1 protein-coding gene, 13 tRNA genes and 6 rRNA genes are annotated in these 13,428 nt (G+C 47.4%); all 20 read left to right on the top strand.

The genetic code is table 11. The annotated features are described in order from the left end of the window. Window positions 1-3 precede the first annotated feature (3 nt). Window positions 4-1,977, top strand: coding sequence for an ATP-dependent zinc metalloprotease FtsH (gene ftsH / locus DQN23_RS00075; RefSeq protein WP_111712541.1), 1,974 nt, complete (start codon window positions 4-6; stop codon window positions 1,975-1,977). 521 nt (window positions 1,978-2,498) lie between these two features. Continuing rightward, window positions 2,499-4,047: ribosomal RNA gene (locus tag DQN23_RS00080) — 16S ribosomal RNA — on the top strand. Window positions 4,048-4,100: 53 nt separating this feature from the next. Continuing rightward, a tRNA-Ala gene (locus DQN23_RS00085) sits at window positions 4,101-4,173 on the top strand. Window positions 4,174-4,320: 147 nt separating this feature from the next. Further along, a 23S ribosomal RNA gene (locus tag DQN23_RS00090) occupies window positions 4,321-7,220 on the top strand. A gap of 85 nt (window positions 7,221-7,305) precedes the next feature. Further along, window positions 7,306-7,421, top strand: a 5S ribosomal RNA gene (rrf, locus tag DQN23_RS00095). Window positions 7,422-7,425: 4 nt separating this feature from the next. Continuing rightward, window positions 7,426-7,498, top strand: a tRNA-Val gene (locus tag DQN23_RS00100). Between the two features lie 24 nt (window positions 7,499-7,522). Then, window positions 7,523-7,595, top strand: a tRNA-Asp gene (locus DQN23_RS00105). 3 nt (window positions 7,596-7,598) lie between these two features. After that, a tRNA-Lys gene (locus tag DQN23_RS00110) sits at window positions 7,599-7,671 on the top strand. 9 nt (window positions 7,672-7,680) lie between these two features. Then, window positions 7,681-7,762 (top strand) — tRNA-Leu (locus tag DQN23_RS00115). 14 nt (window positions 7,763-7,776) lie between these two features. Continuing rightward, a tRNA-Thr gene (locus DQN23_RS00120) sits at window positions 7,777-7,849 on the top strand. Window positions 7,850-7,866: 17 nt separating this feature from the next. Then, a tRNA-Gly gene (locus DQN23_RS00125) sits at window positions 7,867-7,938 on the top strand. Between the two features lie 8 nt (window positions 7,939-7,946). Beyond that, window positions 7,947-8,032: transfer RNA gene (locus DQN23_RS00130), tRNA-Leu, on the top strand. 22 nt (window positions 8,033-8,054) lie between these two features. Beyond that, window positions 8,055-8,128, top strand: a tRNA-Arg gene (locus tag DQN23_RS00135). Between the two features lie 6 nt (window positions 8,129-8,134). Next, window positions 8,135-8,208 (top strand) — tRNA-Pro (locus tag DQN23_RS00140). A 122-nt stretch (window positions 8,209-8,330) separates the two neighbouring features. Beyond that, window positions 8,331-9,879 (top strand): 16S ribosomal RNA (locus DQN23_RS00145). Between the two features lie 53 nt (window positions 9,880-9,932). Continuing rightward, a tRNA-Ala gene (locus DQN23_RS00150) sits at window positions 9,933-10,005 on the top strand. 147 nt (window positions 10,006-10,152) lie between these two features. Further along, window positions 10,153-13,052: ribosomal RNA gene (locus tag DQN23_RS00155) — 23S ribosomal RNA — on the top strand. A gap of 85 nt (window positions 13,053-13,137) precedes the next feature. Beyond that, window positions 13,138-13,253 (top strand): 5S ribosomal RNA (gene rrf / locus DQN23_RS00160). The 16S, 23S and 5S rRNA genes sit together here with 13 tRNA genes alongside, the layout of an rRNA operon. Before the next feature lie 4 nt (window positions 13,254-13,257). Further along, window positions 13,258-13,330 (top strand) — tRNA-Val (locus DQN23_RS00165). Window positions 13,331-13,354: 24 nt separating this feature from the next. Next, window positions 13,355-13,427, top strand: a tRNA-Asp gene (locus DQN23_RS00170). The last annotated feature ends 1 nt before the right edge of the window (window position 13,428 follow it).

The raw sequence follows: 13,428 nt of genomic DNA on the forward strand, positions 1-13,428 counted from the left end.
TATATGAAGAATAACAAAAATAATGGCTTTGTTAAAAATTCCTTTATTTATATTCTGGTTATTATTGCGGCTATTACCGCATTTCAATACTATTTGAGAGGAACAAGTACACAAAGCCAGCAAATTAATTACTCGACTTTGATTAAAGAAATTAAAGCGGGTGATATTAAATCGATTACTTACCAGCCAAACGGTAGCATCATTGAAGTAAGTGGTAAGTATTCGAAACCTAAAAAGACAAAATCAAGTGCCTCTCTTCCTTTCTTAGAAGGAAATAACTCAACATCAGTTACTGAGTTTACATCAATTATTTTACCAAGTGATTCTTCTATTGATACACTTACTAAAGCAGCTGAAAAAGCTGATGTTGATGTAAACATTAAGCAAGAAAGTTCAAGCGGAGCTTGGCTATCTTTGGCACTAACTTATCTTCCACTCATCTTAATGATTGCCTTCTTCTTCATGATGATGAATCAAGGTGGTAATGGTGCACGTGGTGCGATGAGTTTTGGTAAGAATCGAGCTAAGTCACAAAATAAAGGTGATGTTAAAGTAAGATTCTCTGATGTTGCTGGAGCAGAAGAAGAAAAACAAGAACTTGTTGAAGTTGTTGATTTCTTGAAAAATCCTAAGAAATATAAAGCACTTGGTGCTCGTATCCCAGCTGGTGTCCTTCTTGAAGGCCCTCCAGGAACAGGTAAAACATTACTTGCGAAATCTGTTGCTGGTGAGGCTGGCGTCCCATTCTTCTCAATTTCAGGTTCTGATTTTGTTGAAATGTTTGTGGGTGTCGGTGCGAGTCGAGTTCGCTCACTCTTTGAAGATGCTAAAAAAGCTGAACGTGCGATTATCTTTATCGATGAAATTGATGCTGTTGGTCGCAGACGTGGTGCTGGTATGGGTGGCGGAAATGATGAACGCGAACAAACTCTTAACCAACTCCTTATTGAAATGGATGGTTTTGAAGGAAACGAAAACATTATCGTTATTGCCGCAACTAACCGTAGTGATGTCTTAGACCCTGCTCTTTTACGTCCAGGACGTTTTGACCGTAAGATTCTTGTAGGAAGTCCAGACGTTAAGGGACGTGAAGCTATTCTTCGAGTACACGCTAAAAACAAACCATTGGCAGAAGATGTTAACTTAAAAGTCGTTGCGCAACAAACACCTGGATTTGTCGGTGCTGATCTTGAAAATGTCTTGAATGAAGCTGCCTTGGTTGCTGCACGTCGTAACAAAACTAAAATTGATGCTTCAGATATTGATGAAGCTGAAGATAGAGTTATTGCAGGTCCTTCTAAGAAAGACCGTACGATTTCACAACGTGAACGCGAAATGGTTGCTTACCATGAAGCTGGACACACAATCGTTGGTTTAGTGCTCTCAAGTGCCCGCGTTGTCCATAAAGTTACAATTGTCCCTCGTGGACGTGCTGGTGGATATATGATTGCTCTTCCAAAAGAAGATCAAATGTTACACTCTAAGTCTGATCTTAAAGAACAGTTGGCTGGTTTGATGGGTGGTCGTGTTGCTGAAGAAATCATCTTCAATGCTCAAACAACTGGTGCATCAAACGACTTCGAACAAGCAACTCAATTAGCTCGTGCAATGGTAACTGAATATGGTATGAGTGAAAAACTAGGTCCTGTTCAATATGAAGGTAACCATGCTATCATGGCTGGTCAAGTTTCTCCGGAAAAATCATATTCATCTCAAACAGCACAAATGATTGATGATGAAGTTCGTGCGCTTCTAAACGAAGCACGTAATAAAGCAGCTGATATCATCAATAATAATCGAGAAACTCACAAACTTATTGCAGAAGCACTTCTTAAATATGAAACACTTGATGCTGCACAAATTAAATCTATCTATGAAACAGGTAAGGTTCCTGAAGAATTAGAAAATGATACTGAAGAGGCACACGCCCTTTCATATGATGAACTCAAAGAAAAGATGGATGATTCTGAAGAATAATCTGCATTAATTATATGTAGAAAGCTACCAGAAACGCCCAAGAAGGCTCGTAGAGCCTTCTTTTTTTATCTATTAATAAAAAAGATATGAGTTGAATAATATGCTAAAAATGAGCCAAACAGCAGCCAATGTAAAGGATGTTAGAATAAATCAAAAAAACTTAAAAAACATATTGACAGTATAGATGAAGTTTAGTATACTAAATAAGCTGTTGTTTGAGGCAGCAAATATTTCAAAAATGCTTTAAAAAAAGTTCAAAAAACTTCTTGACAAAGCGTTGAAGAAATGATAAACTAATATAGCTGTTGTTCAAGAGGGCGACAGAAACAAGTTTGAAAAGAGTTTTGAAATTTTCTTGAAAAAGATGTTGACAACGCGTTTCAAATTTGATAGAATATAGAAGTTGTCTCGAGTAAGACAAAGACCTTTGAAAACTGAACAATACGAACCAAACGTGCGGGTTACGGAAGTAACCTGTCAAAAAAAACGATAAATCTGTCAGTGACAGAATGAGAACAAGATTAAATGAGAGTTTGATCCTGGCTCAGGACGAACGCTGGCGGCGTGCCTAATACATGCAAGTAGAACGCTGAAGACTTTAGCTTGCTAAAGTTGGAAGAGTTGCGAACGGGTGAGTAACGCGTAGGTAACCTGCCTACTAGCGGGGGATAACTATTGGAAACGATAGCTAATACCGCATAACAGCATTTAACCCATGTTAGATGCTTGAAAGGAGCAATTGCTTCACTAGTAGATGGACCTGCGTTGTATTAGCTAGTTGGTGAGGTAACGGCTCACCAAGGCGACGATACATAGCCGACCTGAGAGGGTGATCGGCCACACTGGGACTGAGACACGGCCCAGACTCCTACGGGAGGCAGCAGTAGGGAATCTTCGGCAATGGGGGCAACCCTGACCGAGCAACGCCGCGTGAGTGAAGAAGGTTTTCGGATCGTAAAGCTCTGTTGTAAGAGAAGAACGTGTGTGAGAGTGGAAAGTTCACACAGTGACGGTAACTTACCAGAAAGGGACGGCTAACTACGTGCCAGCAGCCGCGGTAATACGTAGGTCCCGAGCGTTGTCCGGATTTATTGGGCGTAAAGCGAGCGCAGGCGGTTTAATAAGTCTGAAGTTAAAGGCAGTGGCTTAACCATTGTTCGCTTTGGAAACTGTTAGACTTGAGTGCAGAAGGGGAGAGTGGAATTCCATGTGTAGCGGTGAAATGCGTAGATATATGGAGGAACACCGGTGGCGAAAGCGGCTCTCTGGTCTGTAACTGACGCTGAGGCTCGAAAGCGTGGGGAGCAAACAGGATTAGATACCCTGGTAGTCCACGCCGTAAACGATGAGTGCTAGGTGTTAGGCCCTTTCCGGGGCTTAGTGCCGCAGCTAACGCATTAAGCACTCCGCCTGGGGAGTACGACCGCAAGGTTGAAACTCAAAGGAATTGACGGGGGCCCGCACAAGCGGTGGAGCATGTGGTTTAATTCGAAGCAACGCGAAGAACCTTACCAGGTCTTGACATCCCGATGCTATTCCTAGAGATAGGAAGTTTCTTCGGAACATCGGTGACAGGTGGTGCATGGTTGTCGTCAGCTCGTGTCGTGAGATGTTGGGTTAAGTCCCGCAACGAGCGCAACCCCTATTGTTAGTTGCCATCATTAAGTTGGGCACTCTAGCGAGACTGCCGGTAATAAACCGGAGGAAGGTGGGGATGACGTCAAATCATCATGCCCCTTATGACCTGGGCTACACACGTGCTACAATGGTTGGTACAACGAGTCGCGAGTCGGTGACGGCAAGCAAATCTCTTAAAGCCAATCTCAGTTCGGATTGTAGGCTGCAACTCGCCTACATGAAGTCGGAATCGCTAGTAATCGCGGATCAGCACGCCGCGGTGAATACGTTCCCGGGCCTTGTACACACCGCCCGTCACACCACGAGAGTTTGTAACACCCGAAGTCGGTGAAGTAACCTTTTAGGAGCCAGCCGCCTAAGGTGGGATAGATGATTGGGGTGAAGTCGTAACAAGGTAGCCGTATCGGAAGGTGCGGCTGGATCACCTCCTTTCTAAGGATAAACGGAAGCACGTTTGGGTATTGTTTAGTTTTGAGAGGTCTTGTGGGGCCTTAGCTCAGCTGGGAGAGCGCCTGCTTTGCACGCAGGAGGTCAGCGGTTCGATCCCGCTAGGCTCCATTGAATCGAAAGATTCAAAAGATTGTCCATTGAAAATTGAATATCTATATCAAATTCCACGATTCAAGAAATTGAATTGTAGATAGTAACAAGAAATAAACCGAAACGCTGTGATTTAATGAGTTTAAGGTCAACAGACCAAAATAAGGTTAAGTTAATAAGGGCGCACGGTGGATGCCTTGGCACTAGAAGCCGATGAAGGACGTGACTAACGACGAAATGCTTTGGGGAGTTGTAAGTAAACATTGATCCAGAGATGTCCGAATGGGGGAACCCGGCATGTAATGCATGTCACTCATTACTGTTAAGGTAATGAAGAGGAAGACGCAGTGAACTGAAACATCTAAGTAGCTGCAGGAAGAGAAAGCAAACGCGATTGCCTTAGTAGCGGCGAGCGAAATGGCAAGAGGGCAAACCGATGTGTTTACACATCGGGGTTGTAGGACTGCGACGTGGGACGACAAGATTATAGAAGAATTACCTGGGAAGGTAAGCCAAAGAGAGTAACAGCCTCGTATTCGAAATAGTCTTTAACCCTAGCAGTATCCTGAGTACGGCGAGACACGAGAAATCTCGTCGGAATCTGGGAGGACCATCTCCTAACCCTAAATACTCTCTAGTGACCGATAGTGAACCAGTACCGTGAGGGAAAGGTGAAAAGCACCCCGGGAGGGGAGTGAAATAGAACCTGAAACCGTGTGCCTACAACAAGTTCGAGCCCGTTAATGGGTGAGAGCGTGCCTTTTGTAGAATGAACCGGCGAGTTACGATATGATGCGAGGTTAAGTTGAAGAGACGGAGCCGTAGGGAAACCGAGTCTTAATAGGGCGCATTAGTATCATGTCGTAGACCCGAAACCATGTGACCTACCCATGAGCAGGGTGAAGGTGAGGTAAAACTCACTGGAGGCCCGAACCAGGGCACGTTGAAAAGTGCTTGGATGACTTGTGGGTAGCGGAGAAATTCCAAACGAACTTGGAGATAGCTGGTTCTCTCCGAAATAGCTTTAGGGCTAGCGTCGATGTTAAGTCTCTTGGAGGTAGAGCACTGTTTGATTGAGGGGTCCATCCCGGATTACCAATATCAGATAAACTCCGAATGCCAATGAGATATAATCGGCAGTCAGACTGCGAGTGCTAAGATCCGTAGTCGAAAGGGAAACAGCCCAGACCACCAGCTAAGGTCCCAAAATATATGTTAAGTGGAAAAGGATGTGGGGTTGCACAGACAACTAGGATGTTAGCTTAGAAGCAGCTATTCATTCAAAGAGTGCGTAATAGCTCACTAGTCGAGTGACCCTGCGCCGAAAATGTACCGGGGCTAAAACATATTACCGAAGCTGTGGATACCTTTTAGGTATGGTAGGAGAGCGTTCTATGTGTGAAGAAGGTGTACCGTGAGGAGCGCTGGAACGCATAGAAGTGAGAATGCCGGTATGAGTAGCGAAAGACAGGTGAGAATCCTGTCCACCGTATGACTAAGGTTTCCAGGGGAAGGCTCGTCCTCCCTGGGTTAGTCGGGACCTAAGGAGAGACCGAAAGGTGTATCCGATGGACAACAGGTTGATATTCCTGTACTAGAGTATATAGTGATGGAGGGACGCAGTAGGCTAACTAAAGCGTGCGATTGGAAGTGCACGTCTAAGCAGTGAGGTGTGATATGAGTCAAATGCTTATATCTCTAACATTGAGCTGTGATGGGGAGCGAAGTTAAGTAGCGAAGTTAGTGATGTCACACTGCCAAGAAAAGCTTCTAGCGTTAATTATACTCTACCCGTACCGCAAACCGACACAGGTAGTCGAGGCGAGTAGCCTCAGGTGAGCGAGAGAACTCTCGTTAAGGAACTCGGCAAAATGGCCCCGTAACTTCGGGAGAAGGGGCGCTGGCTTTAAGTCAGCCGCAGTGAATAGGCCCAAGCAACTGTTTATCAAAAACACAGCTCTCTGCTAAATCGTAAGATGATGTATAGGGGGTGACGCCTGCCCGGTGCTGGAAGGTTAAGAGGAGCGCTTAGCATTAGCGAAGGTGTGAATTGAAGCCCCAGTAAACGGCGGCCGTAACTATAACGGTCCTAAGGTAGCGAAATTCCTTGTCGGGTAAGTTCCGACCCGCACGAAAGGCGTAATGATTTGGGCACTGTCTCAACGAGAGACTCGGTGAAATTTTAGTACCTGTGAAGATGCAGGTTACCCGCGACAGGACGGAAAGACCCCATGGAGCTTTACTGCAGTTTGATATTGAGTATCTGTACCACATGTACAGGATAGGTAGGAGCCTATGAAATCGGGACGCTAGTTTCGGTGGAGGCGTTGTTGGGATACTACCCTTGTGTTATGGCTACTCTAACCTAGATAGGCTATCCCTATCGGAGACAGTGTCTGACGGGCAGTTTGACTGGGGCGGTCGCCTCCTAAAAGGTAACGGAGGCGCCCAAAGGTTCCCTCAGAATGGTTGGAAATCATTCGCAGAGTGTAAAGGTATAAGGGAGCTTGACTGCGAGAGCTACAACTCGAGCAGGGACGAAAGTCGGGCTTAGTGATCCGGTGGTTCCGCATGGAAGGGCCATCGCTCAACGGATAAAAGCTACCCTGGGGATAACAGGCTTATCTCCCCCAAGAGTTCACATCGACGGGGAGGTTTGGCACCTCGATGTCGGCTCGTCGCATCCTGGGGCTGTAGTCGGTCCCAAGGGTTGGGCTGTTCGCCCATTAAAGCGGCACGCGAGCTGGGTTCAGAACGTCGTGAGACAGTTCGGTCCCTATCCGTCGCGGGCGTAGGAAATTTGAGAGGATCTGCTCCTAGTACGAGAGGACCAGAGTGGACTTACCGCTGGTGTACCAGTTGTCTTGCCAAAGGCATCGCTGGGTAGCTATGTAGGGAAGGGATAAACGCTGAAAGCATCTAAGTGTGAAGCCCACCTCAAGATGAGATTTCCCATGATTTTATATCAGTAAGAGCCCTGAGAGATGATCAGGTAGATAGGTTAGAAGTGTAAGTGTGGTGACACATGTAGCGGACTAATACTAATAGCTCGAGGACTTATCCAAAAAAGAAACGAGTCAATATTGACAGCGCGTAGGTTTCTTGTTAGAATATATAGGTATTCAATTTTGATTGGATAATCAATCATAGTTAAGTGACGATAGCCTAGGAGATACACCTGTTCCCATGCCGAACACAGAAGTTAAGCCCTAGCACGCCTGATGTAGTTGGGGGTTGCCCCCTGTTAGATATGGTAGTCGCTTAGCAAAAGGGAGTTTAGCTCAGCTGGGAGAGCATCTGCCTTACAAGCAGAGGGTCAGCGGTTCGATCCCGTTAACTCCCATTAACAATGGTATATAAACCAAAAGGTCCCGTGGTGTAGCGGTTATCACGTCGCCCTGTCACGGCGAAGATCGCGGGTTCGATTCCCGTCGGGACCGTTTGACTCGTTAGCTCAGTTGGTAGAGCATCTGACTTTTAATCAGAGGGTCACTGGTTCGAGCCCAGTACGGGTCATATTAATATGCGGGTTTGGCGGAATTGGCAGACGCACCAGATTTAGGATCTGGCGCTTAACGGCGTGGGGGTTCAAGTCCCTTAACCCGCATTAAATAAGAAGTTGCCGGCTTAGCTCAGTTGGTAGAGCATCTGATTTGTAATCAGAGGGTCGCGTGTTCAAGTCATGTAGCCGGCATATAGGATACTCTTTATGCGAACGTAGTTCAGTGGTAGAACATCACCTTGCCAAGGTGGGGGTCGCGGGTTCGAACCCCGTCGTTCGCTTGTTAGAGGCCGGGGTGGCGGAACTGGCAGACGCACAGGACTTAAAATCCTGCGAAGGGTAACCTTCGTACCGGTTCGATTCCGGTCCTCGGCAGTATACAATTTAATATTACGATGCACCCTTGGCTCAACTGGATAGAGTACCTGACTACGAATCAGGCGGTTGCAGGTTCGAATCCTGCAGGGTGCATAATTTCGGGAAGTAGCTCAGCTTGGTAGAGCACTTGGTTTGGGACCAAGGGGTCGCAGGTTCGAATCCTGTCTTCCCGATGTGAATTCTCGAAATTCACAAAGACCTTTGAAAACTGAACAATACGAACCAAACGTGCGGGTTACGGAAGTAACCTGTCAAAAAAAACGATAAATCTGTCAGTGACAGAATGAGAACAAGATTAAATGAGAGTTTGATCCTGGCTCAGGACGAACGCTGGCGGCGTGCCTAATACATGCAAGTAGAACGCTGAAGACTTTAGCTTGCTAAAGTTGGAAGAGTTGCGAACGGGTGAGTAACGCGTAGGTAACCTGCCTACTAGCGGGGGATAACTATTGGAAACGATAGCTAATACCGCATAACAGCATTTAACCCATGTTAGATGCTTGAAAGGAGCAATTGCTTCACTAGTAGATGGACCTGCGTTGTATTAGCTAGTTGGTGAGGTAACGGCTCACCAAGGCGACGATACATAGCCGACCTGAGAGGGTGATCGGCCACACTGGGACTGAGACACGGCCCAGACTCCTACGGGAGGCAGCAGTAGGGAATCTTCGGCAATGGGGGCAACCCTGACCGAGCAACGCCGCGTGAGTGAAGAAGGTTTTCGGATCGTAAAGCTCTGTTGTAAGAGAAGAACGTGTGTGAGAGTGGAAAGTTCACACAGTGACGGTAACTTACCAGAAAGGGACGGCTAACTACGTGCCAGCAGCCGCGGTAATACGTAGGTCCCGAGCGTTGTCCGGATTTATTGGGCGTAAAGCGAGCGCAGGCGGTTTAATAAGTCTGAAGTTAAAGGCAGTGGCTTAACCATTGTTCGCTTTGGAAACTGTTAGACTTGAGTGCAGAAGGGGAGAGTGGAATTCCATGTGTAGCGGTGAAATGCGTAGATATATGGAGGAACACCGGTGGCGAAAGCGGCTCTCTGGTCTGTAACTGACGCTGAGGCTCGAAAGCGTGGGGAGCAAACAGGATTAGATACCCTGGTAGTCCACGCCGTAAACGATGAGTGCTAGGTGTTAGGCCCTTTCCGGGGCTTAGTGCCGCAGCTAACGCATTAAGCACTCCGCCTGGGGAGTACGACCGCAAGGTTGAAACTCAAAGGAATTGACGGGGGCCCGCACAAGCGGTGGAGCATGTGGTTTAATTCGAAGCAACGCGAAGAACCTTACCAGGTCTTGACATCCCGATGCTATTCCTAGAGATAGGAAGTTTCTTCGGAACATCGGTGACAGGTGGTGCATGGTTGTCGTCAGCTCGTGTCGTGAGATGTTGGGTTAAGTCCCGCAACGAGCGCAACCCCTATTGTTAGTTGCCATCATTAAGTTGGGCACTCTAGCGAGACTGCCGGTAATAAACCGGAGGAAGGTGGGGATGACGTCAAATCATCATGCCCCTTATGACCTGGGCTACACACGTGCTACAATGGTTGGTACAACGAGTCGCGAGTCGGTGACGGCAAGCAAATCTCTTAAAGCCAATCTCAGTTCGGATTGTAGGCTGCAACTCGCCTACATGAAGTCGGAATCGCTAGTAATCGCGGATCAGCACGCCGCGGTGAATACGTTCCCGGGCCTTGTACACACCGCCCGTCACACCACGAGAGTTTGTAACACCCGAAGTCGGTGAAGTAACCTTTTAGGAGCCAGCCGCCTAAGGTGGGATAGATGATTGGGGTGAAGTCGTAACAAGGTAGCCGTATCGGAAGGTGCGGCTGGATCACCTCCTTTCTAAGGATAAACGGAAGCACGTTTGGGTATTGTTTAGTTTTGAGAGGTCTTGTGGGGCCTTAGCTCAGCTGGGAGAGCGCCTGCTTTGCACGCAGGAGGTCAGCGGTTCGATCCCGCTAGGCTCCATTGAATCGAAAGATTCAAAAGATTGTCCATTGAAAATTGAATATCTATATCAAATTCCACGATTCAAGAAATTGAATTGTAGATAGTAACAAGAAATAAACCGAAACGCTGTGATTTAATGAGTTTAAGGTCAACAGACCAAAATAAGGTTAAGTTAATAAGGGCGCACGGTGGATGCCTTGGCACTAGAAGCCGATGAAGGACGTGACTAACGACGAAATGCTTTGGGGAGTTGTAAGTAAACATTGATCCAGAGATGTCCGAATGGGGGAACCCGGCATGTAATGCATGTCACTCATTACTGTTAAGGTAATGAAGAGGAAGACGCAGTGAACTGAAACATCTAAGTAGCTGCAGGAAGAGAAAGCAAACGCGATTGCCTTAGTAGCGGCGAGCGAAATGGCAAGAGGGCAAACCGATGTGTTTACACATCGGGGTTGTAGGACTGCGACGTGGGACGACAAGATTATAGAAGAATTACCTGGGAAGGTAAGCCAAAGAGAGTAACAGCCTCGTATTCGAAATAGTCTTTAACCCTAGCAGTATCCTGAGTACGGCGAGACACGAGAAATCTCGTCGGAATCTGGGAGGACCATCTCCTAACCCTAAATACTCTCTAGTGACCGATAGTGAACCAGTACCGTGAGGGAAAGGTGAAAAGCACCCCGGGAGGGGAGTGAAATAGAACCTGAAACCGTGTGCCTACAACAAGTTCGAGCCCGTTAATGGGTGAGAGCGTGCCTTTTGTAGAATGAACCGGCGAGTTACGATATGATGCGAGGTTAAGTTGAAGAGACGGAGCCGTAGGGAAACCGAGTCTTAATAGGGCGCATTAGTATCATGTCGTAGACCCGAAACCATGTGACCTACCCATGAGCAGGGTGAAGGTGAGGTAAAACTCACTGGAGGCCCGAACCAGGGCACGTTGAAAAGTGCTTGGATGACTTGTGGGTAGCGGAGAAATTCCAAACGAACTTGGAGATAGCTGGTTCTCTCCGAAATAGCTTTAGGGCTAGCGTCGATGTTAAGTCTCTTGGAGGTAGAGCACTGTTTGATTGAGGGGTCCATCCCGGATTACCAATATCAGATAAACTCCGAATGCCAATGAGATATAATCGGCAGTCAGACTGCGAGTGCTAAGATCCGTAGTCGAAAGGGAAACAGCCCAGACCACCAGCTAAGGTCCCAAAATATATGTTAAGTGGAAAAGGATGTGGGGTTGCACAGACAACTAGGATGTTAGCTTAGAAGCAGCTATTCATTCAAAGAGTGCGTAATAGCTCACTAGTCGAGTGACCCTGCGCCGAAAATGTACCGGGGCTAAAACATATTACCGAAGCTGTGGATACCTTTTAGGTATGGTAGGAGAGCGTTCTATGTGTGAAGAAGGTGTACCGTGAGGAGCGCTGGAACGCATAGAAGTGAGAATGCCGGTATGAGTAGCGAAAGACAGGTGAGAATCCTGTCCACCGTATGACTAAGGTTTCCAGGGGAAGGCTCGTCCTCCCTGGGTTAGTCGGGACCTAAGGAGAGACCGAAAGGTGTATCCGATGGACAACAGGTTGATATTCCTGTACTAGAGTATATAGTGATGGAGGGACGCAGTAGGCTAACTAAAGCGTGCGATTGGAAGTGCACGTCTAAGCAGTGAGGTGTGATATGAGTCAAATGCTTATATCTCTAACATTGAGCTGTGATGGGGAGCGAAGTTAAGTAGCGAAGTTAGTGATGTCACACTGCCAAGAAAAGCTTCTAGCGTTAATTATACTCTACCCGTACCGCAAACCGACACAGGTAGTCGAGGCGAGTAGCCTCAGGTGAGCGAGAGAACTCTCGTTAAGGAACTCGGCAAAATGGCCCCGTAACTTCGGGAGAAGGGGCGCTGGCTTTAAGTCAGCCGCAGTGAATAGGCCCAAGCAACTGTTTATCAAAAACACAGCTCTCTGCTAAATCGTAAGATGATGTATAGGGGGTGACGCCTGCCCGGTGCTGGAAGGTTAAGAGGAGCGCTTAGCATTAGCGAAGGTGTGAATTGAAGCCCCAGTAAACGGCGGCCGTAACTATAACGGTCCTAAGGTAGCGAAATTCCTTGTCGGGTAAGTTCCGACCCGCACGAAAGGCGTAATGATTTGGGCACTGTCTCAACGAGAGACTCGGTGAAATTTTAGTACCTGTGAAGATGCAGGTTACCCGCGACAGGACGGAAAGACCCCATGGAGCTTTACTGCAGTTTGATATTGAGTATCTGTACCACATGTACAGGATAGGTAGGAGCCTATGAAATCGGGACGCTAGTTTCGGTGGAGGCGTTGTTGGGATACTACCCTTGTGTTATGGCTACTCTAACCTAGATAGGCTATCCCTATCGGAGACAGTGTCTGACGGGCAGTTTGACTGGGGCGGTCGCCTCCTAAAAGGTAACGGAGGCGCCCAAAGGTTCCCTCAGAATGGTTGGAAATCATTCGCAGAGTGTAAAGGTATAAGGGAGCTTGACTGCGAGAGCTACAACTCGAGCAGGGACGAAAGTCGGGCTTAGTGATCCGGTGGTTCCGCATGGAAGGGCCATCGCTCAACGGATAAAAGCTACCCTGGGGATAACAGGCTTATCTCCCCCAAGAGTTCACATCGACGGGGAGGTTTGGCACCTCGATGTCGGCTCGTCGCATCCTGGGGCTGTAGTCGGTCCCAAGGGTTGGGCTGTTCGCCCATTAAAGCGGCACGCGAGCTGGGTTCAGAACGTCGTGAGACAGTTCGGTCCCTATCCGTCGCGGGCGTAGGAAATTTGAGAGGATCTGCTCCTAGTACGAGAGGACCAGAGTGGACTTACCGCTGGTGTACCAGTTGTCTTGCCAAAGGCATCGCTGGGTAGCTATGTAGGGAAGGGATAAACGCTGAAAGCATCTAAGTGTGAAGCCCACCTCAAGATGAGATTTCCCATGATTTTATATCAGTAAGAGCCCTGAGAGATGATCAGGTAGATAGGTTAGAAGTGTAAGTGTGGTGACACATGTAGCGGACTAATACTAATAGCTCGAGGACTTATCCAAAAAAGAAACGAGTCAATATTGACAGCGCGTAGGTTTCTTGTTAGAATATATAGGTATTCAATTTTGATTGGATAATCAATCATAGTTAAGTGACGATAGCCTAGGAGATACACCTGTTCCCATGCCGAACACAGAAGTTAAGCCCTAGCACGCCTGATGTAGTTGGGGGTTGCCCCCTGTTAGATATGGTAGTCGCTTAGCAAAAGGGAGTTTAGCTCAGCTGGGAGAGCATCTGCCTTACAAGCAGAGGGTCAGCGGTTCGATCCCGTTAACTCCCATTAACAATGGTATATAAACCAAAAGGTCCCGTGGTGTAGCGGTTATCACGTCGCCCTGTCACGGCGAAGATCGCGGGTTCGATTCCCGTCGGGACCGT

It is taken from the genome of Streptococcus lutetiensis (assembly GCF_900475675.1).
Classification (GTDB): domain Bacteria; phylum Bacillota; class Bacilli; order Lactobacillales; family Streptococcaceae; genus Streptococcus; species Streptococcus lutetiensis.

Coding starts and splice junctions, on each gene's coding strand:
- ftsH (WP_111712541.1), top strand. CDS start 4: ATGAAGAATAACAAAAATAATGGCTTTGTTAAAAATTCCTTTATTTAT.